This window comes from Aeromonas sp. FDAARGOS 1411, from assembly GCF_019047125.1.
GTDB classification, from domain to species: domain Bacteria; phylum Pseudomonadota; class Gammaproteobacteria; order Enterobacterales; family Aeromonadaceae; genus Aeromonas; species Aeromonas veronii.
On sequence record NZ_CP077214.1, the window covers coordinates 904,886 to 930,582 of the forward strand.

Genomic DNA, 25,697 nt, shown 5'->3' on the forward strand with positions numbered 1-25,697 from the left:
AAAACATGACTGGAGATAACATGAAAAAAACGATTGTTGCCATGCTGGTCAGTGGCTGCATCCTGATCCCGAGTTTGGGTCAGGCCCAGACTCTGGAAGAGTCAGTGGCACAGACACTTGCTACGCATCCCAAGATAAAGGAAGCGTTTGATCTGTATCAGGCACGACTCTATCAGCATGATGGAGCCAAGGGTGGCTATTATCCTACGATCGATCTGCGTGGTGGCGTAGGCTATGAAAAAACTGACAGCCCTTCTACCCGTGCTGCCAGTGCCAACAGCAATATTGATGATTCCATGACTCGCAAAGAGGCTGGACTCAGTCTGCGGCAAATGTTGTTTGATGGCTTTGATGTCAGCAACAACGTCTCCAGAACCGAAGCTGAAGCCAATGCCCAGCGTCTGGCGATGATCTCCGAAGCAGAGAATACTGCGCTTCGAGTAGCTGAGGTCTACCTCAATATGCTGCGTCAGCAGGAGATCCTGGAGCTTTCCAAACAAAACTTGGAAACCCACGAACAGATCCGCAGCGACATCAGCAAGCGGACTGATTCAGGGCTTGGCTCTACTGCGGATCAGACCCAGATTGAAGGTCGTGTTGCCCGGGCCTATTCAAATCAGGCCGCTGCCGAAAACAACTATCGCGACGCAGAGAGTGAATTTATTCGTGTCGTGAACGAGGTACCAAAAGATCTGGTACAGCCGGTTCCCAATACCGAGCTTATCCCGGCCAGCCTCGATAGTGCGCTGAAAACGGCGACCGAAGTCCACCCGACCCTGCTCTCTTCCCTGCAGGATATCGAAGCAGCCAAGTATCAACATGAAGGCGCCAAATCCGGTTTCTACCCCAATGTAACATTCGAGGTCGATCAGAACTGGAATGAGGATATCGATGCGGTCAAAGGGCGCAACGATGATCTGACCGCAATGGTGCGCATGCGTTACAACCTGTTCCGTGGCGGTTCTGATGTGGCAGAGAGCAATGCAACATCGGCTCTCTACTCTCAGGCGAAAGACATTCATTTGAATGCGTTTCGCCAGGTTGAGGAAGGCACTCGTCTGGCCTGGAACGCGAAAGAGTCGTTGGCCAAGCAAAAGACCTTCCTGAAAGAGCATGTTGACGCCAGCTATGACACCGTACAGGCGTACAAGAAGCAGTTTGGGTTGGGTCAACGGACATTGCTGGACGTATTGAACACCGAGAACGAACTGTTTGAGGCGCGTCGCAGCTATATCACTGCCGAGTATGATGCACTGCTGGCGGACTATCGCATTCTCAACGCGACAGGCAGCCTGCTCAATGCATTTAGCGTCAAACAACCCGCTGAATGGCAGGCCAGGCAATAACCGTTTGTTCATGATCCCGCAGGGATCATGAACGCCAACATGGTGATTGCAGCTGGCAATCACCATGTTTGGCTAACGCAGGTTGTTGTACGAGCTTTGAGGAGTGCAGCAGTAATAATGCAGCAGGAATATGATGTGACACTCCAGCGCGGAACCGGTAGCCGATGGTGTTATCTTCTTAATGAATGGAGATACAGATCCCTACGCGCTCTGCGCCACTCCTTATGGATCCTGCTGTTACCCTTCTCACTTCTGCTCTGTGCCAGTCAGCCTCTGCCACAGGAAGATCTCAACTTGATCAAGCGGGCGGAGCAGACCTATGGCGCCAGAGCCGGCAAGCGTGTAACCAGTTGGCGTATGTTGGTCATGGAGACGAAGGGCAGGGCCCTGAGCGAAGAAAAAAAGCTTGAGCGGGTTAATAATTTTTTCAATCGGATGCGTTTTATTGACGATATCAAGTTGTGGCGCAAAAAGGATTATTGGGCAACCCCGCTGGAATTTTTGGGAGCCGCCGGGGGAGACTGTGAAGATTTCAGTATCGCCAAATACTCTACGCTGCTCGAGCTTGGGATCCCTGATGATAAAATGCGGATGGTGTACGTCAAGGCTCTTGATTACAACCAGTTTCACATGGTGGTGGCATATTATGAGACACCCTCTTCCGTTCCGGTTATTTTGGATAATTTGATAGGCTCGATTCGCCCTGCCACGCAGCGGCGTGATCTGGTGCCTATTTACAGTTTTAACGGTAGTCACTTGTGGTTGATGAAGGCACGAGGCCAAGGGGAACTGGCTGGTCAATCATCCCGCTTGGGATTATGGAATGATTTACGCAATCGCATGACCTCGGGGCGATTGGCTCGGCCAGTGGTGAATTTGGATGATTAACCTATGACGCTCTATCGACAGTTATTAGCCACCATGCTGCTGCTGTTTGGATTGTTATTTGCGGCCACATACTGGGTGCAATTCAATTCAACCCGCACTTATCTTGCGCAGCAACAGGAAACAACGGTCATCAATACGGCAACCTCGCTGGGGCTTGCGCTCACCCCCTATCTGGAAAACGGTGACAAGGTCGGTGCCGAGTCGGTGATCCAGGCCATTTTTGATGGTGGCTATTATCGATTGGTTCGCTTGGATTTGCTGGCATCAAAGGATGTCATCGAGCAGGAAAATACCAACAATATTCAGGGGGTACCGCGGTGGTTTGTAAATTTGGGACTGTTTCCTGAGGTATCCAACGAGTCAATTCTGACGTCTGGCTGGTTGCAGCTTGGAAAATTAAAAGTAGTGGGTCATCCCGGCCAGGCTTATTACGAGTTGTGGCGGGGGATGAGCGAGCTGGCGAGCTGGTTTCTGGTCGGCTTTTTGATCACCACAATTTTGTTGATGAGAGCACTCAACTACTTGCTCAAGCCACTCAAACAGATCTGTGATCAAGCCGTCGAGATTGAGCTGCACCATTTCGGTCATACGATCCCGGAGCCTAAAACCCATGAATTGAAGCAGGTCGTTCAGGCGATCAACACCCTCTCAAGCAAGTTGGCGTTGCAGTTCAAAGAGCAAGCCGATGAGGCCGAGAAATTGCGCGAGCGGGTTTATGTCGATGCCGTGTCGGGGCTTGGCAACCGAGCCTATTTTGTGGGTCAGGTAAACGCATGGATAGCGGAGGCTGGCCAAGGTGGCGTCATGCTGGTTGCGGTCGACATGCTGGATGATATCTATCGCGATGAAGGCTTTGCTGCCCGCGACAACATGGTCAAATCGATAGCTCAGGCTTTGAAAGAGCAATTAAAAGGGTGGGATGGCGCAGCCTTGGCACGGATCTCCGCGACGGAATATGCGCTGCTCTGTCCAACTGACGATCTCACTCAGTTAAAAGAGCTGGCTGAAGTGATTAATAGCCGCATTGCCGATCTGGTGGTGAATCCAATGGGCGAAGGGGATGCGCTCTCCGTCATCGGTATTGCTGGTCGTGATGGCAATGATGATCTCTCTGCCTTGTTGACCAAAGCCGATAATGCGCTTGGCAAGGCGCGCAATGAACGCCGTGGTGCTGTGGTGATGGAAGGGGGGACCGAGCAAGGTTTGATGGGGCGTTTGGCCTGGCGAGATCTGGTACAAGATGCCATTTCACGACAACTTTGGCGCTTCAAAGCCCAACCAGCTTGCCGGTTTGATAATGGAGCAAGGTTGCATGCCGAGCTGTTTGCTTCTATCTCTCGGGATGGCACTGATTATTTTGCAGGTCAGTTCTTGCCCGCGATTGAACAGTTCAAATTGGGTGGCGAGTTTGACCAAGCGGTGCTTGATGCTTGCGTTCCATTACTGCAAAAACAGTCTGATCTGGTACTGGCGATCAACATCACTGCTGGCTCGCTCTGCTCGGATGAATTTTTAACCTGGCTGACGCGCTATCTGACCGAGCATGCAGAGCTCAAAGAGCGGTTGTTATTTGAAATACCTGAAGCTGCCATCATGAAACATAAAGACAACGTGGCTGCGTTGGTTGGCACCTTGCAAGCTCATGGCTTCCAGTGGGGGGTTGACCACTATGGTCGTCACTTCCAGTCTCTGGGCTATCTGGAGGAGCTGTCGCCGGCTTATGTCAAGGTCGATCACGGTTATACCAGTCAGGTCATGGAGCCGGGGGCTGACACCTCATTCCTGGCTGCAGTGTGTCGCGCCGCACACAATGCCGGTGTGACCACCATTGCGACCCGTGTCGAGGATCAACATCAAGTGGAACTGCTTTCCAAGTTGCATATCGATGGTTACCAGGGATTTGTTCATCCTGCCTTCCCATTGTCTTGAACTAAATGTTGGAAATGGCCCCGATAGGGGCCTTTTTTATACCAGTCACTTCTCTTTTCGCCATTTTTCTATAACCAACTCAAGGTCGGCCTTGAATGGAGCTGTGTCTAGGATTCTGATTTGTATTAAGAAATTCCAACTCTTCGATTTTTTTCCGTCCATTTGTTGAATTCCTCTCGAACGTACGCTTTTTTGCAACGGAACAGCGCGCTATCTCCTTCTACGGTGTAGACATCAAGATCTGTCACCTTGGAGCAATGGATATGCGTACCCAAATCATCGACAAGTCCGTGGTTGTCTCAGCTATAGAAGGCAATGTGGAGATTGTGCTGGCTGATGGAAGCAGCCGCCCTCTTCAAAAAGGGGAAATTCTCCAACCCGGAGCAAAATTGGCCATAGCTGATGACGCCAAGCTGGCTCTTTCCCCTTATGACGATACTCCAGCATCGGATGTTCCGGCAGGTTCCGAGTCCGATGGACCTGCTCAACCGCAAGTGGCGGCCAGCCAGGAAGGCGCACCTTCAGATATTGCTGCATTGCAAGAATCGATTCTGCAGGGGGTTGACCCGACTCAAAACTTTGAGGCTTCTGCTGCTGGTGGGGCTCCAGCGGCCGGTGGTGGTGGCGGTATTGGTGGGGTTGCGGGGGCCAGTGGTAATGGTGGTTTCGTCACAATTGATCGAACAGGCGATGCCACGATAGCGGCTGCAGGGTTTGATACCACCTACGATACGGCCGCTGTCATCAATGAAAATCAGGCCGAAGATTTGATTCTTGAAAATCAGCTTGATGATTTGGGCGAAACCGCCGAGACCCAGGAAGACACTCAGGTGAGTGGGAATTTACTCGACAATAGTACCAATCCAGATGGGCCTGCTGATGCCTCTATCGTTTCATATGACTGGGGTATCAATATAGGAGTCCCTGCCGGTGTTGCTGCCACCATTACCGGAGTGGGCACGCTGATCATCAATGGTGATGGTTCTTTCACCTTTACCCCGGCTCCTGATTATTCCGGAGCCGTACCTACCGTGAGTTATGTGGTTACCGATGGCACTGATATCGTCACGTCAACCTTGACGCTGATAGTGACTCCACAAGGTGACATCGATTTCAACGCTGAGGTACTGAGCGTGGTGACCAGCGAGACCGATGCACTGTTGGAGGTGTTGCTGACCAACACAGTGAGTATCAGTGATGGCGATGGTTCAGAGACCTGGACAAGCCTGGTGTACACCTTCGACAACTTGCCGGCGGGGACCGAGGCGGTGGGTGGCACTCTGGTGGGTAACGTCCTGACAGTGAACGTGGTGGCGGGGGCATTGCCGCCAGCGTTCGGGCTGCTATTCCCGGCGGATTATTCGACGGCCGGGGTGTCGGGCAGTGTGAACAACACCGGTGCGCCTATCAGTTACACCGTGGTGGCGACCACCAATGAAGGCACGGCCAGCAGCAGTGGCACGGTCACTATCGGAGTGGAAGGGGATATCAGCGTCAGCGCGACTGACCTGGTGGAAGCTGAAACAGACAACCTGATAGTGGTGTCGCTGGCGGCGCAACTGAGCGTGAGTGCGAGCGACGCGGACAAGTCGGAAGAGGTGACGAGCGTAACGGTGACCCTGAGCGGTGTCCCGGCAGGTGCGTTGATGGGGACAGGCTGGGTGGCTGGCGCGGTGGCGGGCAGCTACAACTGGAGCGGTGCGAGCACAGCGGGAGTACCGACCTTCACCTTGCCGGCGGACTGGAGCGGGGTGGTGAATGGCAATGTGGCGGGGACTACGGACGAGGGTGGGGCAGACAGCAAGCCCTTCACCGTGACCGTCACTGCCGGCCATGACATTGACTTCAACGCTAAGGCACTGAGCGTGGTGACCAGCGAGACCGATGCACTGTTGGAGGTGTTGCTGACCAACACAGTGAGTATCAGTGATGGCGATGGTTCAGAGACCTGGACCAGCCTGGTGTACACCTTCGACAACTTGCCGGCGGGGACCGAGGCGGTGGGTGGCACTCTGGTGGGTAACGTCCTGACAGTGAACGTGGTGGCGGGGGCATTGCCGCCAGCGTTCGGGCTGCTATTCCCGGCGGATTATTCGACGGCCGGGGTGTCGGGCAGTGTGAACAACACCGGTGCGCCTATCAGTTACACCGTGGTGGCGACCACCAATGAAGGCACGGCCAGCAGCAGTGGCACGGTCACTATCGGAGTGGAAGGGGATATCAGCGTCAGCGCGACTGACCTGGTGGAAGCTGAAACAGACAACCTGATAGTGGTGTCGCTGGCGGCGCAACTGAGCGTGAGTGCGAGCGACGCGGACAAGTCGGAAGAGGTGACGAGCGTAACGGTGACCCTGAGCGGTGTCCCGGCAGGTGCGTTGATGGGGACAGGCTGGGTGGCTGGCGCGGTGGCGGGCAGCTACAGCTGGAGCGGTGCGAGCACAGCGGGAGTACCGACCTTCACCTTGCCGGCGGACTGGAGCGGGGTGGTGAATGGCAATGTGGCGGGGACTACGGACGAGGGTGGGGCAGACAGCAAGCCCTTCACCGTGACCGTCACTGCCGGCCATGACATTGACTTCAACGCTAAGGCACTGAGCGTGGTGACCAGCGAGACCGATGCACTGTTGGAGGTGTTGCTGACCAACACAGTGAGTATCAGTGATGGCGATGGTTCAGAGACCTGGACCAGCCTGGTGTACACCTTCGACAACTTGCCGGCGGGGACCGAGGCGGTGGGTGGCACTCTGGTGGGTAACGTCCTGACAGTGAACGTGGTGGCGGGGGCATTGCCGCCAGCGTTCGGGCTGCTATTCCCGGCGGATTATTCGACGGCCGGGGTGTCGGGCAGTGTGAACAACACCGGTGCGCCTATCAGTTACACCGTGGTGGCGACCACCAATGAAGGCACGGCCAGCAGCAGTGGCACGGTCACTATCGGAGTGGAAGGGGATATCAGCGTCAGCGCGACTGACCTGGTGGAAGCTGAAACAGACAACCTGATAGTGGTGTCGCTGGCGGCGCAACTGAGCGTGAGTGCGAGCGACGCGGACAAGTCGGAAGAGGTGACGAGCGTAACGGTGACCCTGAGCGGTGTCCCGGCAGGTGCGTTGATGGGGACAGGCTGGGTGGCTGGCGCGGTGGCGGGCAGCTACAGCTGGAGCGGTGCGAGCACAGCGGGAGTACCGACCTTCACCTTGCCGGCGGACTGGAGCGGGGTGGTGAATGGCAATGTGGCGGGGACTACGGACGAGGGTGGGGCAGACAGCAAGCCCTTCACCGTGACCGTCACTGCCGGCCATGACATTGACTTCAACGCTAAGGCACTGAGCGTGGTGACCAGCGAGACCGATGCACTGTTGGAGGTGTTGCTGACCAACACAGTGAGTATCAGTGATGGCGATGGTTCAGAGACCTGGACCAGCCTGGTGTACACCTTCGACAACTTGCCGGCGGGGACCGAGGCGGTGGGTGGCACTCTGGTGGGTAACGTCCTGACAGTGAACGTGGTGGCGGGGGCATTGCCGCCAGCGTTCGGGCTGCTATTCCCGGCGGATTATTCGACGGCCGGGGTGTCGGGCAGTGTGAACAACACCGGTGCGCCTATCAGTTACACCGTGGTGGCGACCACCAATGAAGGCACGGCCAGCAGCAGTGGCACGGTCACTATCGGAGTGGAAGGGGATATCAGCGTCAGCGCGACTGACCTGGTGGAAGCTGAAACAGACAACCTGATAGTGGTGTCGCTGGCGGCGCAACTGAGCGTGAGTGCGAGCGACGCGGACAAGTCGGAAGAGGTGACGAGCGTAACGGTGACCCTGAGCGGTGTCCCGGCAGGTGCGTTGATGGGGACAGGCTGGGTGGCTGGCGCGGTGGCGGGCAGCTACAGCTGGAGCGGTGCGAGCACAGCGGGAGTACCGACCTTCACCTTGCCGGCGGACTGGAGCGGGGTGGTGAATGGCAATGTGGCGGGGACTACGGACGAGGGTGGGGCAGACAGCAAGCCCTTCACCGTGACCGTCACTGCCGGCCATGACATTGACTTCAACGCTAAGGCACTGAGCGTGGTGACCAGCGAGACCGATGCACTGTTGGAGGTGTTGCTGACCAACACAGTGAGTATCAGTGATGGCGATGGTTCAGAGACCTGGACCAGCCTGGTGTACACCTTCGACAACTTGCCGGCGGGGACCGAGGCGGTGGGTGGCACTCTGGTGGGTAACGTCCTGACAGTGAACGTGGTGGCGGGGGCATTGCCGCCAGCGTTCGGGCTGCTATTCCCGGCGGATTATTCGACGGCCGGGGTGTCGGGCAGTGTGAACAACACCGGTGCGCCTATCAGTTACACCGTGGTGGCGACCACCAATGAAGGCACGGCCAGCAGCAGTGGCACGGTCACTATCGGAGTGGAAGGGGATATCAGCGTCAGCGCGACTGACCTGGTGGAAGCTGAAACAGACAACCTGATAGTGGTGTCGCTGGCGGCGCAACTGAGCGTGAGTGCGAGCGACGCGGACAAGTCGGAAGAGGTGACGAGCGTAACGGTGACCCTGAGCGGTGTCCCGGCAGGTGCGTTGATGGGGACAGGCTGGGTGGCTGGCGCGGTGGCGGGCAGCTACAACTGGAGCGGTGCGAGCACAGCGGGAGTACCGACCTTCACCTTGCCGGCGGACTGGAGCGGGGTGGTGAATGGCAATGTGGCGGGGACTACGGACGAGGGTGGGGCAGACAGCAAGCCCTTCACCGTGACCGTCACTGCCGGCCATGACATTGACTTCAACGCTAAGGCACTGAGCGTGGTGACCAGCGAGACCGATGCACTGTTGGAGGTGTTGCTGACCAACACAGTGAGTATCAGTGATGGCGATGGTTCAGAGACCTGGACCAGCCTGGTGTACACCTTCGACAACTTGCCGGCGGGGACCGAGGCGGTGGGTGGCACTCTGGTGGGTAACGTCCTGACAGTGAACGTGGTGGCGGGGGCATTGCCGCCAGCGTTCGGGCTGCTATTCCCGGCGGATTATTCGACGGCCGGGGTGTCGGGCAGTGTGAACAACACCGGTGCGCCTATCAGTTACACCGTGGTGGCGACCACCAATGAAGGCACGGCCAGCAGCAGTGGCACGGTCACTATCGGAGTGGAAGGGGATATCAGCGTCAGCGCGACTGACCTGGTGGAAGCTGAAACAGACAACCTGATAGTGGTGTCGCTGGCGGCGCAACTGAGCGTGAGTGCGAGCGACGCGGACAAGTCGGAAGAGGTGACGAGCGTAACGGTGACCCTGAGCGGTGTCCCGGCAGGTGCGTTGATGGGGACAGGCTGGGTGGCTGGCGCGGTGGCGGGCAGCTACAGCTGGAGCGGTGCGAGCACAGCGGGAGTACCGACCTTCACCTTGCCGGCGGACTGGAGCGGGGTGGTGAATGGCAATGTGGCGGGGACTACGGACGAGGGTGGGGCAGACAGCAAGCCCTTCACCGTGACCGTCACTGCCGGCCATGACATTGACTTCAACGCTAAGGCACTGAGCGTGGTGACCAGCGAGACCGATGCACTGTTGGAGGTGTTGCTGACCAACACAGTGAGTATCAGTGATGGCGATGGTTCAGAGACCTGGACCAGCCTGGTGTACACCTTCGACAACTTGCCGGCGGGGACCGAGGCGGTGGGTGGCACTCTGGTGGGTAACGTCCTGACAGTGAACGTGGTGGCGGGGGCATTGCCGCCAGCGTTCGGGCTGCTATTCCCGGCGGATTATTCGACGGCCGGGGTGTCGGGCAGTGTGAACAACACCGGTGCGCCTATCAGTTACACCGTGGTGGCGACCACCAATGAAGGCACGGCCAGCAGCAGTGGCACGGTCACTATCGGAGTGGAAGGGGATATCAGCGTCAGCGCGACTGACCTGGTGGAAGCTGAAACAGACAACCTGATAGTGGTGTCGCTGGCGGCGCAACTGAGCGTGAGTGCGAGCGACGCGGACAAGTCGGAAGAGGTGACGAGCGTAACGGTGACCCTGAGCGGTGTCCCGGCAGGTGCGTTGATGGGGACAGGCTGGGTGGCTGGCGCGGTGGCGGGCAGCTACAGCTGGAGCGGTGCGAGCACAGCGGGAGTACCGACCTTCACCTTGCCGGCGGACTGGAGCGGGGTGGTGAATGGCAATGTGGCGGGGACTACGGACGAGGGTGGGGCAGACAGCAAGCCCTTCACCGTGACCGTCACTGCCGGCCATGACATTGACTTCAACGCTAAGGCACTGAGCGTGGTGACCAGCGAGACCGATGCACTGTTGGAGGTGTTGCTGACCAACACAGTGAGTATCAGTGATGGCGATGGTTCAGAGACCTGGACCAGCCTGGTGTACACCTTCGACAACTTGCCGGCGGGGACCGAGGCGGTGGGTGGCACTCTGGTGGGTAACGTCCTGACAGTGAACGTGGTGGCGGGGGCATTGCCGCCAGCGTTCGGGCTGCTATTCCCGGCGGATTATTCGACGGCCGGGGTGTCGGGCAGTGTGAACAACACCGGTGCGCCTATCAGTTACACCGTGGTGGCGACCACCAATGAAGGCACGGCCAGCAGCAGTGGCACGGTCACTATCGGAGTGGAAGGGGATATCAGCGTCAGCGCGACTGACCTGGTGGAAGCTGAAACAGACAACCTGATAGTGGTGTCGCTGGCGGCGCAACTGAGCGTGAGTGCGAGCGACGCGGACAAGTCGGAAGAGGTGACGAGCGTAACGGTGACCCTGAGCGGTGTCCCGGCAGGTGCGTTGATGGGGACAGGCTGGGTGGCTGGCGCGGTGGCGGGCAGCTACAACTGGAGCGGTGCGAGCACAGCGGGAGTACCGACCTTCACCTTGCCGGCGGACTGGAGCGGGGTGGTGAATGGCAATGTGGCGGGGACTACGGACGAGGGTGGGGCAGACAGCAAGCCCTTCACCGTGACCGTCACTGCCGGCCATGACATTGACTTCAACGCTAAGGCACTGAGCGTGGTGACCAGCGAGACCGATGCACTGTTGGAGGTGTTGCTGACCAACACAGTGAGTATCAGTGATGGCGATGGTTCAGAGACCTGGACCAGCCTGGTGTACACCTTCGACAACTTGCCGGCGGGGACCGAGGCGGTGGGTGGCACTCTGGTGGGTAACGTCCTGACAGTGAACGTGGTGGCGGGGGCATTGCCGCCAGCGTTCGGGCTGCTATTCCCGGCGGATTATTCGACGGCCGGGGTGTCGGGCAGTGTGAACAACACCGGTGCGCCTATCAGTTACACCGTGGTGGCGACCACCAATGAAGGCACGGCCAGCAGCAGTGGCACGGTCACTATCGGAGTGGAAGGGGATATCAGCGTCAGCGCGACTGACCTGGTGGAAGCTGAAACAGACAACCTGATAGTGGTGTCGCTGGCGGCGCAACTGAGCGTGAGTGCGAGCGACGCGGACAAGTCGGAAGAGGTGACGAGCGTAACGGTGACCCTGAGCGGTGTCCCGGCAGGTGCGTTGATGGGGACAGGCTGGGTGGCTGGCGCGGTGGCGGGCAGCTACAGCTGGAGCGGTGCGAGCACAGCGGGAGTACCGACCTTCACCTTGCCGGCGGACTGGAGCGGGGTGGTGAATGGCAATGTGGCGGGGACTACGGACGAGGGTGGGGCAGACAGCAAGCCCTTCACCGTGACCGTCACTGCCGGCCATGACATTGACTTCAACGCTAAGGCACTGAGCGTGGTGACCAGCGAGACCGATGCACTGTTGGAGGTGTTGCTGACCAACACAGTGAGTATCAGTGATGGCGATGGTTCAGAGACCTGGACCAGCCTGGTGTACACCTTCGACAACTTGCCGGCGGGGACCGAGGCGGTGGGTGGCACTCTGGTGGGTAACGTCCTGACAGTGAACGTGGTGGTGGGGGCATTGCCGCCAGCGTTCGGGCTGCTATTCCCGGCGGATTATTCGACGGCCGGGGTGTCGGGCAGTGTGAACAACACCGGTGCGCCTATCAGTTACACCGTGGTGGCGACCACCAATGAAGGCACGGCCAGCAGCAGTGGCACGGTCACTATCGGAGTGGAAGGGGATATCAGCGTCAGCGCGACTGACCTGGTGGAAGCTGAAACAGACAACCTGATAGTGGTGTCGCTGGCGGCGCAACTGAGCGTGAGTGCGAGCGACGCGGACAAGTCGGAAGAGGTGACGAGCGTAACGGTGACCCTGAGCGGTGTCCCGGCAGGTGCGTTGATGGGGACAGGCTGGGTGGCTGGCGCGGTGGCGGGCAGCTACAGCTGGAGCGGTGCGAGCACAGCGGGAGTACCGACCTTCACCTTGCCGGCGGACTGGAGCGGGGTGGTGAATGGCAATGTGGCGGGGACTACGGACGAGGGTGGGGCAGACAGCAAGCCCTTCACCGTGACCGTCACTGCAACTAACGATGCTCCCATGCTGACTGTCTCGGATCTGCGCATATCCGAGGAGGGATTACCGGGATCCAATCCAGACAATTCACCTAATCCTGGCGATATTACCGATAGCACCTCGACCCATGCGACGGCAAGTGTGACAGATATTGACAGCAATACCTTTACGTTCACTCTTTCTGCTCCATCTGGCCTGAGCTCTGGAGGGGTACCAGTTGTGTGGAGTGGTATAGGGTCTGCGACACTGGTGGGTTCAGCGGGAGGGATCCCAGTCATACAAGTATCTGTAGATCCGGTTGGTAAATATACCGTTACCTTGCTGGGGCCCATCGATCATGAATTTGGAGACAATAAGGAAGGACTGAAGACATTTACCTTCAACCTGTCAGCCAGTGATGGTGACTTGAGTGATACCAAGCAGGTCAGTGTTGTTATTGAAGACGATATGCCCGTGATCACAGGCATCGAAAGTCTGGAAGTGATGAATGTAGCCGACATCACTACCGGTGGATTGTTTGGCGTCTCTTTTGGTGCTGATGGCCCTCTGGGTAGTGGTGGACTGAAACTGACTGGATGGCCTGATTTGGCAGGGATCACCGAAACCTTGTCGACTGATGGCAAGACTCTGGTAGCAACCATTGATGGTAGTGGGCAGCCACCTAAAGTGTTCTATACATTGACACTCAATGACGACAATACTTACAGCTTTGAACTGGTTACTCCCCAGCCAACCCGGACTTTCTCGATCGGAGCACAGTTCGGTGCTGGCGCGCCTGTTGAGACGATCGGAGTTACTGCTGGCGGGATTGGTGTCCTGTTCGATGGTCTGCTGTTCAATGGCAGCGTCAATAATCCTCAGAATCTGCCGGGGAGTGATGCAGATAATCTCAACCCGAACAACAATGGTTTCGGGATTAAGAACGGCAACCTGGATAATAACGAAGGGTTCAAGGTATCCACGACTGCAGCCGTTGATGGGCTCTCTTTCAACGTCTACGGGGTTGGCAACACCAATACCAGCACCATACAGTGGGTGGCTTATGCTGCCGACGGCGTGACCGTCGTCGATTCCGGAGAGCTTGTTCTGTCAGGACTCAAAGGGTCGATGCAGTTGGCCAGCATAGAACCCGATGGGGAGTTCAGCCAGCTTTATGTCCGCTTTGTGCTGAATGGCAATGACTCGGTGAGGATCGAGAATTTCGGAGTGATCGACAAGATCACGCCTCTTGATATTGACCTTGATTTCAGCGCTACCTTGACTGATGCCGATGGAGATAAAGCCAGCGCCAACTTTACTGTATCTGTCAAGAGCAATGAGCCTCCCGTCGCGTCCAATATTCTGGTTGTGGGCAGCAACACCTCGGATACCCCCGACACTACCGGGACCCCCGGCACGGATGATGATCACAAGGTGCCCAACTCCAACGGTAGTGTGGATGGTCTGGTTGCAGGCGGTGCTGGTCACGATATTGTGGTGGGGGACATCGGCGGCACCAGTACCAATTTCATCCCAGGTGAGAATTACAATATTGCCCTGGTGGTCGATGTGTCTGGCAGTATGGCTGGATCACGACTGAGTATGCTCAAGGCCTCCCTGACCCATTTGGCCAACCAGTTGAAAGATCATGATGGTGAGATCAATGTCACCTTGATTGGTTTTGCGGCGCATGCCAGCGAGAGTGTGACAATAGTAGGGCTTGATGCCAGTAATGTGAGCAACCTGACCAATGCCATTGACGCACTGGTTGCCAATGGTGGCACCAACTATGAAGCCGCGTTCAATCAGGCCGTGCAGTGGTTCAATGATGGTAGCAAGGCTGCTCCCGGTTACCAGAACCTGACATTCTTTGTCACGGATGGTAACCCGACTTACTACCTCAATGACAGCAATCAGGTCGCCGGACCAGGCAACAGCACCACATTTGAGGTGATCAAGGAGTCGGTGGATGCCTTTGTTTCACTCAGTGCCATCAGCCTGGTCAATGCAATCGGGGTGACCAATGATGTTAACAAGGATTTGTTGAAGTTCTTTGATAACACGACTGAAACGGCAGATCAGTTTTACTCGGCAGGCAGCTTCCTTGACTTGGCCACATTTGGTAGTGGTAGCGGCATAAATGCCGCCTCGGGATGGGGGCTCAGTGGTGATGCTCAGGGATCGCATACTGTTACGAATGGAAGCTTGCGGATCCGGGATGATCGAACCGGTTCTGATTCTGACAGGACAATATTGGCGCTCGCCGTGGCCAATGCCATCCAGGTTTCTGCGGCACAAGCCGGAGCAAGTCTGCAGTTCCAGTATGCCTTGAATGGTGTTAATAGCAGCGACAGCTTCATCTGGAAGTTGGTGAAACTCGAGGGTGGCGTCTGGGATATGCTCAATCCAGTGCAAACGGGCACCATTACTGGTGTTAGTTCATCTGTTTTGACGGCTTACAGCACCATCACAACCGATGGACTGCCTGTCGGACAATACGGGTTTGTGTTCGAACTGCTCGACAGCTCCAATGACCGGAATGCTGAGGTACGGATAGACAATATCCGGATCGAGCAGGGTTTCAATGCTCCGATCGGCGATGCCCAGATTGTGACCAGTGCCGAGCAGTTGACGGCAGCCCTGACCGAGGGGGATCAGATTACCGTGTTGCTGGGGGCCGGCAATGACGTGGCCGATGGTGGTGTTGGCAATGACATCCTGTTTGGCGATGTGCTCAATACCGATACGCTGGCCAGCGAGTTGGGACTGGATCTGCCCCAAGGTTCTGGTTGGCTGGTATTTGAAACGCTGGAGTCCAGTCATGGGTGGACACGTGAACAGACGGTGGATTACATCCGGACCCACATTACTGAGCTGAGTGGGGAGAGTAGCCGCAGTGGTGGTAATGACACCCTATATGGTGGCAGTGGCAACGATATCCTTTTTGGCCAGGAAGGGAACGACACCCTTGTTGGAGGTGTCGGTGATGATTATCTGGATGGTGGTTCTGGTAGCGATATTCTCTCGGGCGACCTTGGTAAGGACATTCTGATCGGTGGCCTTGGCAGCGATACCATGACCGGTGGTGGGGAGAGTGACACCTTCAAGTGGTTGGCGGGGGATGTGGACGGCAGTATCGATACCATTACTGATTTCACTTTAGGTGATACCAACAATGGTGGAGATGTACTGGATCTGTCGGATCTGCTGGTCGGCGTACCTGCAGTGGGGAACAACGAGGATCTGGCAGTCGTGTTGGACAACTATCTGCAGTTCAACACGACGACCAAGACGTTGACGATAGATCCTGCCGGGGCCGGTGGGAGCCCGGAACTGACCATCCAGTTCCAGAACTCACTCGACCTTGCCTCACTGGGCTCCAATCAGGAGATCATCAAGCACTTGCTGGATGACGGTAACTTGAAGGTTGATCCGTAACCTTGTCTCGGGGTCGGGCTTGCCTGGCCCCTGTTTTTTCCTCAAGGGGATGGATAAGATAGCGGCAGTAGAGGAGAGGGGTAATCATGCAGTCATTCAACTGGGTCGACATTGATGGCATCCGTTATAGCTGGGATGGGCAGGGGAACATTACCTGTGCAGGCCAGTTTGGCTATCAGGCATCGATCGCGGGGGATCGGCTGGATGGGATGGAGATTGAGAATGAGGCCGGTGATGTAGCGGGCTCGCTCTATGTTGACTTCGCTACGGCCTCTATCACTTATGTGCCGGTCATGGATACCGAGTCAGCCCATAACATGATTCTGGTTGGCCATCATCAGGGGCAGCAAGAGTATCCGCTGGCCAGTTTTCACTCTCCGTTGTTGCAAGATTTGCTAGGGCCATCTGATACCATCCCTTGGTCTGCGATGGAGGAGGATAGTGGTGGCACCAATATCGGACAGGCGGTGCAAGGACACGTTCTGTCGTGGGATTCGTTCCATTTCGATGATGAGGTGTTGGTCTGTGGCGCGGCTCCTGCGCTGGATATGGCAAACCAGAGCCAGGATCCCGGCAGCATGGTCACCATTAGTCTCGATCTGACCAATCAGATACTGGATCAGCTCCCCCCCTTGCACGATATATGAATCCCGTAGCTGCACGGGCATAATGGCCTCAATCTTTCCGATTGAGGTTTTTTCTATGTGGCGTCCCCTTCTTACTCTTTCCGCTCTGGTTGTCAGTGCTCCGCTGCTGGCGATTGAAGTGCCGCAAGCGCCCCATCTGGTGGTGAGCGGTTATGCCGAGCAGAAGACCGAACCCGATATGCTCACCCTCAATGTGGCGGTGAGTGCACTGGATAAGCAGGGCCTCAAGGCCAAGCAGCAGGTCGATACCAAGGTCGCAGCCTTTTTCAGCCAACTGGAAGGGTTGGGGATCAAGCGCAGCGATGTTGAGGCTGGCAACCTGATGGTCTCGCCGGAATATCAGTATGGTGAAAACAAGAAGCCGGTATTGCTGGGATACCGTGCCCAGCGACAATTGGCGGTGAAGCTCTATCAGCTCGACAAGTTGAGCCCCCTGATGGATACCGCACTTAAAGCCGGGCTGGAGTCTGTATCCCAGATTGAATACGGGTTGAAATCGCCGCAGGTCATCAAGGAGCAGGCCCGTCTGAATGCCGTTGAGGATGCCAAAATCAAGGCTGAATCTCTGGCCAAGGCGTTCGGGATGAAGCTTGGCAAGGTCTACAGTGTGGAGTACCGCAATGCTTCGCCCATTACCGCCTACAGCCGCAACCTGAAGGTGGTGCAGGCCATGGCGATGGCTGCTCCCGCGCCGGATATGGCGGACAACAGCTATCAACAACAGCAGATCACGGTAAGTGATAATATCGAGGCTGTTTTCTTGCTGGAGTGATGCTAGTCGTTTGAGTTCGGTCATGAACAACCCCGCCATTTGCTGCGGGGTTTTTATTGCGCATCGATGCAGATATAAAAAAGCCGACGCTCGTGTTTACTTAATCGAGCGTCGGCTTTTTGTTGCGCTGGGTTTATCAGGCGGTCACAGCATCAGCCTGGGTCGCTTCAGGAGCAGGGTTGCGGATGAGGTAATCAAACGCACCCAGTGCAGCGGTGGCGCCGGCACCCATGGAGATGATGATCTGCTTGAACGGTACCGTGGTGGCATCCCCTGCGGCGTAGACGCCGGGCAGGGAGGTCGCCCCTTTGGTATCGATCTCGATCTCGCCAAAGCGTGTCAGGGCAATCTCGCTCCCTTTCAGGAACTCGGTGTTCGGTACCAGGCCGATCTGGACGAAGATCCCCGCCACCGCCAGGTGTTTGATCTCACCTGTGGTGCGATCTTCGTAGTCCATACCGACCACCTTGCTGCCATCACCGATCACTTCGGTGGTGCGCGCGCTCATGATGATGTCGATATTGCCCATGGAGCGAGCCTTCTTCTGCAGCACTTCATCGGCACGCAGGGTATCGGCAAATTCCACCACGGTGACGTGTTCGACGATGCCAGCCAGATCGATGGCCGCCTCGATGCCGGAGTTACCGCCACCGATCACCGCCACTCGCTTGCCCTTGAAGAAGGGGCCATCGCAGTGCGGGCAGTAGGCCACGCCCTTGGTGCGGTACTCAAGCTCGCCCGGCACGTTCAGATCACGCCAGCGGGCACCGGTAGCCAGGATCACGGCGCGGCTCTTCAAGGTGGCGCCAGAGGCGAGATCCACGTTCACATATCCATCTTTGCTGATGGCGGCGGCGCGCTGCTCGGTGATCACTTCAACGCCGTACTGTTTGACGTGCTGCTCCAGGCTGGCGGCCAGCTTGGGGCCTTCGGTGTAGGGCACTGAGATAAAGTTCTCGATGCCGACGGTGTCCATCACCTGACCACCGAAACGCTCGGCAACGATGGCGGTGCGAATGCCTTTACGAGCGGCATAGATGGCCGCTGCGGCGCCAGCCGGGCCACCGCCCACCACCAGTACGTCATAGGGATCTTTCTCATTCAGCTCGGCAGCCTTGCGCTCGGCGGCGCCAGTGTCGAGTTTGGCGACGATCTCTTCCAGCGAGATGCGGCCCTGGCTGAACGGTTGGCCGTTCAGGTAGACATTCGGTACCGCCATGATTTGACGCTCGGCGACTTCTTCCTGGAACAGGGCGCCGTCGATCATGGTGTGGGTGATGCCGGGGTTCAGGGTCGCCATCAGGTTGAGGGCCTGTACTACGTCCGGGCAGTTGTGGCAGGAGAGGGAGATATAGGTCTCGAAGTGGAACTCACCTTTGAGATTGCGGATCTGCTCCTGCACGGCCGCATCGGCCTTGGAAGGGTGGCCGCCGCTTTGCAGCAGGGCGAGTACCAGAGAAGTAAATTCATGACCCATGGGGATGCCGGCAAAGTGAACGCGCGGGGCTTGGCCCGAAGGCGCGACACTCATGGAAGGCTTGCGAGCGGCAGTGCCAGAGGTCTGGGTGATCTTGGGTGACATCTCGGCGATCTCGCTGGCCAGTGCCAGCAGCTCTGCAGATTTGTCGCTGTCGTTGCCGGACACGCTGATCTCGATGGGATTGACGATGTACTGCAGATAGGTGTTCAGCTGTTGTTTGAGGTTGGTATCCAACATGGTCGAATTCCTTCTTGTAATGGCGAGTTGGCATTAAATGTGAGTCGGTCTGCTTTCAGGTCTATTTGGCAAGGCCGGAAAGCAGACCGGCCCTGAAGCGGGCCGGTCTTGGAAGCGGGAGGCTTAGATCTTGCCTACCAGATCCAGGGACGGGGCCAGAGTGGCTTCGCCTTCTTTCCATTTAGCCGGGCACACTTCACCCGGGTGGGAGGCAACGTACTGGGCCGCTTTGACTTTGCGCAGCAGTTCCAGTGCGTCACGGCCGATACCACCAGCGTTGATCTCGACGATCTGGATGATGCCCTGCGGGTCAATCACGAAGGTACCGCGGTCAGCCAGACCAGCTTCTTCGATCATCACACCGAAGTTGCGGGTGATGGTACCAGTCGGGTCACCAATCATCGGGTACTGGATCTTCTGAATGGTGTCAGAGGTGTCGTGCCATGCTTTGTGAGTGAAGTGGGTGTCGGTAGAGACAGAGTAGATCTCGACGCCCAGTTTCTGGAATTCAGCGTAGTTGTCAGCCAGGTCGCCCAGCTCGGTCGGGCAAACGAAGGTGAAGTCAGCCGGGTAGAAGAAGACCACGGACCACTTGCCTTTCAGGTCAGCGTCAGACACCTGAACGAATTTGCCATTGTGGTAGGCGGTAGCATTGAACGGCTTGATTTCAGTGTTGATGTAGGTAGACATGTAATTGCTCCTTGGTGATGTATATATGCCGGTCTGGTGTTGAAGACTCTTGCCAGACGAGGCGCTTAACTTTCGATGGATTCATCATAGGGGCTTCAGCTAATCGATAAAAGCCGCAATTTTGAATCGCTTAAATCTACTTATTAGATAGCTCACTATGGCTGTACCTAACATGAATATCTCTGGCCTACTGAGATAACTCCTTGTCGTGGTTCAATATCTGTGCGCTACATCGCCTTTTCAAGGCATAAGAAGGGGTGTGCAGAGTCACGATGACGCGATGAGATAAACGGTGGTGCAAACAGGTGGCGCAGGAGGTTGAGGCAGCTGCTTGCAGCGATGGGGATGTGCTGGCAAGGGGAGGCAGAAAGGCGCAGATAAAAAAATCCCGGCGCTATCGCAACGACAGGGCCGGGTCATCAAACAAGGAATGGCTATATAAACAAATGCTTTACAGCAAAGACTAACTACGGGGTGTGCAAACTTGCAGACATATGAGAAGAAGATAATGGGTGCACAATCCCTCGTCTCCCCCTCGGCAACTATTGCATGAGAGGGATGATAGTGTGATGCAGATCACAAGGCAAGCATTTGGTGTAATTTTTCAATCAAAATGAAAGTGTTTCATCATTTCAGCTTATTTTTACGGCTGAAAACGCTTTTGCTGTAATTTAATTACATGGCAATCTATCAAAAGTCGGTAGGTGGTTCCTGCTCTTCCATCAATTCCAGCAGGTTGATGGCCACGGCAATGAAGTCCGACTCGGTGACAATGCCGATCAGCTTGCGTCCTTTGAGTACCGGCAGGCAGCCATATCTGTGCCGCTGCAGGTAAAGTGCCGCCTCCTTGATGCCGGCGTGAGGATCTACGCTCGCCACTTGCCGTGTCATGATCTCGTCGAGTTGCACGCTGTCGGTAAATTCGGCTTCCCGCTCCGGGCTGATGAGCAGCAGCTTGGATTCCCGGGTGGCCAGGATATCGGTGAGGGTTACCAACCCCAGCAGGTGGTGCTGCTCGTCGACGATGGGAATGTGGCGGATCCGCTCCTGCTGCATCAGGTCCATCGCCTGTTTGACACTGTTTGACGGACCCAGAGTGAAGGGGTGTTCGGTCATGATTTCGGATAGGGTCATCATGGTGGGCCTCCTTGTGTATCTGCTTTCACCCTAGCCCAGCCCCAACTGGCAAAACATGATCAGGGTCAATACAGAACATTAAAGAATCATTAACCGGAGGTGTGTCTCAATATTGCTCGCTACCCCTTGTCTCTCTTGGGTTTTTGGTCTTTTGGGTTGCCTTGGAAGATGGGTATAACTAGACTAGCCGCCGATTCCCCCCGAGGTGAAAGATGCAAGTATCCGATTTTCATTTTGATCTGCCAGACGAGCTGATTGCCCGCTATCCGATGGCAGAGCGTACCGCCAGCCGCCTGTTGCAGCTCGATGGTCAGACTGGCGCCCTGCGCCACGGTCAATTTGTGGATGTGCTGGATCAGCTCAATCCGGGTGACCTGCTGGTATTCAATAACACCCGTGTCATTCCGGCGCGCATGTTTGGCCAGAAGGCCAGCGGCGGCAAGCTGGAGGTACTGGTCGAGCGCATTCTGGACGAGCACAGCGTGCTGGCCCATGTCCGGGCCTCCAAGGCGCCCAAGCCCGGCACCCGGATGATCATGGATGGTGGTGTGGAGGCAGAGATGCGTGCCCGCCACGACGCCCTGTTCGAGATCCACTTCCTCGACCCGCGTCCGGTGCTGGAGATTTTGGAGGCCATCGGCCACATGCCGCTGCCCCCCTATATCGACCGTCCCGACGAGGATGCCGACAAGGAGCGCTACCAGACCGTTTACAATCAAAAGCCGGGCGCCGTCGCGGCCCCGACCGCCGGTCTGCACTTTGATGAGCCGCTGCTTGAGAAAATTCGGGCCAAAGGGGTTGAAACGGCCTTTGTCACTCTGCATGTAGGGGCGGGTACCTTCCAGCCGGTGCGGGTAGAGAAGATTGAAGATCACCACATGCACTCCGAGTATGCGGAAGTGCCGCAAGAGGTGGTGGATGCCATCGCGGCCACCCGTGCCCGTGGTGGTCGGGTGATCGCGGTGGGGACCACGTCGGTCCGTTCGCTGGAGAGCGCGGCCAAGGTCACCCTGGCGCTGGGCAAACCGCTAGCGCCCTTCTTTAGTGACACCGATATCTTCATCTTCCCTGGTTACAAGTTCCAGATTGTCGATGCCATGGTGACCAACTTCCATCTGCCGGAGTCGACCCTGATCATGCTGGTCAGCGCCTTTGCCGGTTATGACAACGTGATGGCGGCCTATCAGGCAGCCGTGGCCGGGCAGTACCGTTTCTTCAGCTACGGGGACGCCATGTTCGTCACCCGTCGCCAGGTTGAAGCATAAGCTTCAGCTTATTTACCGGGCCGTGAGCGGCCCTTCTATTGTCAGACTGTTTATCTGACGCAGCCGAGGTAGCAATGAAATTTGAACTGAAAACCACCGACGGCCGTGCCCGTCGCGGTCAACTGGTCTTCGAACGTGGTGTGGTACAAACGCCGGCCTTTATGCCGGTCGGGACGTACGGCACCGTCAAGGGGATGACCCCGGAAGAAGTGCGTGAAACCGGCGCCCAGATCCTGCTGGGTAACACCTTCCACCTCTGGCTGCGTCCGGGTCAGGAAGTGATGCGTGCTCACGGCGATCTGCATGACTTCATGAACTGGCAGGGCCCGATCCTGACCGACTCCGGTGGTTTCCAGGTTTTCAGCCTGGGCCATATTCGCAAGATCACCGAAGCGGGCGTCCACTTCCGTCACCCCATCAATGGCGAGAAGATCTTCCTCGACCCCGAGAAGTCCATGGAGATCCAGTACGATCTGGGCTCCGACATCGTGATGATCTTCGACGAGTGCACCCCGTACCCGGCCACTTATGAAGAAGCGCGCAAGTCCATGGAGATGTCCCTGCGCTGGGGCAAGCGTTCCCGCGACAAGTTTGATGCGCTGGGCAACAAGAACGCCCTGTTCGGCATCATTCAGGGCTCGGTCTACGAAGATCTGCGTGATGTCTCCCTCAAGGGGCTGCTGGAGATCGGTTTCGACGGTTATGCGGTCGGTGGTCTGGCCGTGGGTGAACCCAAAGAGGACATGCACCGCATCCTCGAGCACGTCTGCCCGAAAATCCCGGCCGACAAGCCGCGCTACCTGATGGGGGTCGGCAAGCCGGAAGATCTGGTGGAAGGGGTGCGCCGTGGTATCGACATGTTCGACTGCGTCATGCCGACTCGCAACGCCCGCAACGGCCACCTGTTTACCACCGATGGCGTAGTGAAGATCCGCAACGCCCAGCACCGCAACGACACCAGCACCCTGGATGCCGAGTGCGATTGCTACACCTGCAAGAACTACAGCCGCAGCTACCTGCACCATCTGGACAAGTGCAACGAGATCCTCGGTGCCCGTCTGAATACGATTCATAACCTGCGTTACTACCAGCGTGTGATGCAGGGTTTGCGGGACGCGATCGAGCAGGGTAAATTAGACGACTTTGTAACAGAGTTTTACCGTCGGCAAGGGAAGCCTGTGCCTCCGTTAGCTGAAAATGACGTTAAATAACAACAACATATAATTTTGTTTTTTTAAATCTACATCAATAAGAGGTTGTTAAATGAGCATTATCTCCAAGGCGTATGCAGAAGGCGCAGCACCGGGTGCACAGGGTGGTGGTATGGAAATGATCATCATGCTGGCCGTATTCGGCCTGATCTTCTACTTCATGATCTATCGTCCCCAGGCCAAGCGTGCCAAGGATCACCGCAATCTGATGAGCTCCTTGTCCAAGGGTGATGAAGTGCTCACTTCCGGTGGCCTGGTTGGCAAAATTGCCAAAGTGGCTGCAGACAGCGATTACCTGGTGATCGCCCTGAACGACCAGACTCAAGTCACCATCAAAAAGGACTTCGTCTCTGCCGTTCTGCCCAAGGGTTCTATCCAGTCCCTTTAATCTCCCAAGGAGCACAGCGTGTTGAATCGCTATCCGCTGTGGAAATACCTGATGGTGATCCTGGTGATCGCCATCGGTTTTCTATATGCAGCCCCCAATCTTTACGGCGAAGATCCGGCTTTGCAGGTTTCTGCCAGCCGTGGTGCCGAAGTCAAGCTAGATACTCTTGATCTGGTGAAAGAGACCCTTGAAGCGGCCAAGATCCCGGTCAAACATGCTGCATTCGAGCACGGTTTTATCCTGATCCGTTTCAAGAACACCGAAGACCAGCTGAAGGCGCGCGATATCGTTGCCAACAAACTGGGCGACAACTTCATTACCGCACTCAACCTGGCACCTTCCACTCCCGCCTGGCTCGAAGCCATCGGTGCGGCGCCTCTGAAGCTGGGTCTTGATCTGCGCGGTGGTGTGCACTTCCTGATGGAAGTGGACATGGCCGAAGCACTGACCAAGCAGCAAGAGCAGATGGTGCAGGATTTCCGCTCCGAGCTGCGCATCCAGAAGATCCGTTACTCCGGCGTGCGCCGGGTCGGTGATCAGGTGCAGGTGATCTTCCGTGACGAAGGCGATCAGGAACGCGCCGTTTCTCATCTGCGTCGTCAGAACCCTGATTTGACCTTCACTACCGAGCAGAAAGGGGATGAGTTTATCCTGCTGGCTGGTCTGAGCGAAGCCAAGATCAAGGAAGTGAAGAAGTACGCCCTCGAGCAGAACATCACCATCATCCGTAACCGGGTCAACGAACTGGGCGTGGCCGAGCCGCTGGTACAACAGCAAGGCGCCGAGCGCATTGTGGTTGAGCTGCCCGGTATCCAGGATACCGCCCGCGCCAAGGAGATCCTGGGTGCAACCGCGACCCTGGAATTCCACATGGTCGATGAGACTGCCGACATCCAGGCTGCGGCCGATGGCCGTGTCCCGCCCAGCTCCAAGGTCTATACCGATCGCAATGGTCGTCCCGTGGTGCTGCAAAAGCGGGTGATCCTGACCGGTGACCACATCGTGGGTGCCCAGTCCGGTTTCGACGAGTACAGCCGTCCCCAGGTCAACATCAAGCTGGATGGCCAGGGTGGCAACAAGATGGCCAACTTTACCAAGGACAACGTCGGTAAAGGGATGGCGACTGTCTTCATCGAGTACAAGCCGGTCGGTCAACCGGGTCCGGATGGCAAGCGCAAGTTCCGCAAGCAGGAGGAGGTGATCAACGTCGCCACCATCCAGTCGCGTCTTGGCAGCCAGTTCCGTATCACAGGTATCGACAACGCCAACGAAGCCCACAACCTAGCGCTGCTGCTGCGTGCCGGTGCCCTGATCGCCCCGATCCAGATCGTGGAAGAGCGCACCATTGGCCCGAGCCTGGGTCAACAGAACATCGATAGCGGTATGGAAGCCATCGGCTGGGCCATGCTGGTGATCGTGCTGTTCATGGGGATCTACTACCGCGCGTTCGGCTGGGTTGCCAACCTGGCGCTCTGTATGAACCTGGTGTTGATTGTCGGCATCATGTCGATGATCCCGGGGGCCACTATGACATTGCCGGGTATCGCCGGTATCGTCTTGACGCTGGGTATGGCGGTGGATGCCAACGTGCTGATCTACGAGCGTATTCGTGAAGAGATCCGCAACGGTCGTGGTGTTCAGCAAGCCATCCATCTGGGCTTTGATCGGGCATTCTCCACCATCGCCGACTCCAACGTGACCTCGCTGATCACCTGCGTGATCCTGTTCGGTATCGGTACTGGCGCCATCAAGGGCTTTGCCCTGACGCTGGGCATTGGTCTGACCGCCTCCATGTTTACTGCCATCACAGTTTCCCGTGCCATTATCAACCTGGCTTGGGGTGGACGGCGTATCGACAAGCTGCCCATCTGAGGATAGAGAG

General features: G+C 56.8%; 13 protein-coding genes and 1 pseudogene. 11 read left to right on the plus strand and 3 right to left on the minus strand.

The features are described from left to right. The first annotated feature begins 20 nt into the window (after positions 1-20). The 7 genes and pseudogenes from I6L41_RS03995 to I6L41_RS04030 all read left to right on the plus strand — a co-directional run bounded on the left by I6L41_RS03995 (position 21) and on the right by I6L41_RS04030 (position 17,407). Entirely contained in the window at positions 21-1,346 is a 1,326-nt protein-coding gene (locus tag I6L41_RS03995; protein ID WP_043819337.1) for a TolC family outer membrane protein, read from the plus strand. Positions 1,347-1,481: 135 nt separating this feature from the next. After that, complete coding sequence (locus I6L41_RS04000; RefSeq protein WP_005350994.1) at positions 1,482-2,234, plus strand: transglutaminase-like cysteine peptidase; 753 nt, start codon at positions 1,482-1,484, stop codon at positions 2,232-2,234. 3 nt (positions 2,235-2,237) lie between these two features. Then, entirely contained in the window at positions 2,238-4,163 is a 1,926-nt protein-coding gene (locus tag I6L41_RS04005) for an EAL domain-containing protein (protein ID WP_042056178.1), read from the plus strand. Between the two features lie 263 nt (positions 4,164-4,426). Further along, positions 4,427-4,831, plus strand: a pseudogene (locus I6L41_RS20795) (retention module-containing protein); the annotation flags it as partial. A gap of 162 nt (positions 4,832-4,993) precedes the next feature. Further along, on the plus strand, positions 4,994-15,988 hold the full coding sequence (locus tag I6L41_RS04015) for a VWA domain-containing protein (RefSeq protein WP_302054531.1): 10,995 nt from the start codon (positions 4,994-4,996) through the stop codon (positions 15,986-15,988). Positions 15,989-16,074: 86 nt separating this feature from the next. Then, complete coding sequence (locus I6L41_RS04025) at positions 16,075-16,635, plus strand: hypothetical protein (RefSeq protein WP_005337339.1); 561 nt, start codon at positions 16,075-16,077, stop codon at positions 16,633-16,635. A gap of 55 nt (positions 16,636-16,690) precedes the next feature. Then, positions 16,691-17,407 (plus strand): SIMPL domain-containing protein, encoded by a 717-nt coding sequence (locus tag I6L41_RS04030; protein ID WP_019446090.1) that lies wholly within the window; start codon positions 16,691-16,693, stop codon positions 17,405-17,407. Positions 17,408-17,543: 136 nt separating this feature from the next. Here the strand turns inward: I6L41_RS04030 and ahpF are convergent, their stop codons facing one another. The 3 genes from ahpF to I6L41_RS04045 form a co-directional block, all read right to left on the minus strand. Next, a complete protein-coding gene (ahpF, locus tag I6L41_RS04035; protein ID WP_216962159.1) occupies positions 17,544-19,124 on the minus strand; it encodes an alkyl hydroperoxide reductase subunit F in 1,581 nt (526 codons plus the stop codon). Positions 19,125-19,247: 123 nt separating this feature from the next. Further along, on the minus strand, positions 19,248-19,814 hold the full coding sequence (gene ahpC, locus I6L41_RS04040) for an alkyl hydroperoxide reductase subunit C (protein WP_005337335.1): 567 nt from the start codon (positions 19,812-19,814) through the stop codon (positions 19,248-19,250). Between the two features lie 690 nt (positions 19,815-20,504). Further along, positions 20,505-20,951, minus strand: a complete 447-nt coding sequence (locus I6L41_RS04045) for a CBS domain-containing protein (protein ID WP_013723842.1) — start codon at positions 20,949-20,951, stop codon at positions 20,505-20,507. A gap of 212 nt (positions 20,952-21,163) precedes the next feature. Here I6L41_RS04045 and queA point away from each other — a divergent pair, with 212 nt between their 5' ends. The 4 genes from queA (at position 21,164) to secD (ending at position 25,687) form a co-directional block, all read left to right on the plus strand. Continuing rightward, positions 21,164-22,216, plus strand: coding sequence for a tRNA preQ1(34) S-adenosylmethionine ribosyltransferase-isomerase QueA (queA, locus tag I6L41_RS04050; protein ID WP_005337331.1), 1,053 nt, complete (start codon positions 21,164-21,166; stop codon positions 22,214-22,216). 74 nt (positions 22,217-22,290) lie between these two features. Then, entirely contained in the window at positions 22,291-23,427 is a 1,137-nt protein-coding gene (gene tgt, locus I6L41_RS04055) for a tRNA guanosine(34) transglycosylase Tgt (RefSeq protein ID WP_005337329.1), read from the plus strand. A gap of 52 nt (positions 23,428-23,479) precedes the next feature. After that, entirely contained in the window at positions 23,480-23,815 is a 336-nt protein-coding gene (gene yajC, locus I6L41_RS04060; RefSeq protein WP_005337327.1) for a preprotein translocase subunit YajC, read from the plus strand. Positions 23,816-23,833: 18 nt separating this feature from the next. Further along, the gene (gene secD / locus I6L41_RS04065; RefSeq protein ID WP_216962163.1) at positions 23,834-25,687 is read left to right on the plus strand and encodes a protein translocase subunit SecD; all 1,854 of its coding nucleotides are present in this window, start codon (positions 23,834-23,836) and stop codon (positions 25,685-25,687) included. The last annotated feature ends 10 nt before the right edge of the window (positions 25,688-25,697 follow it).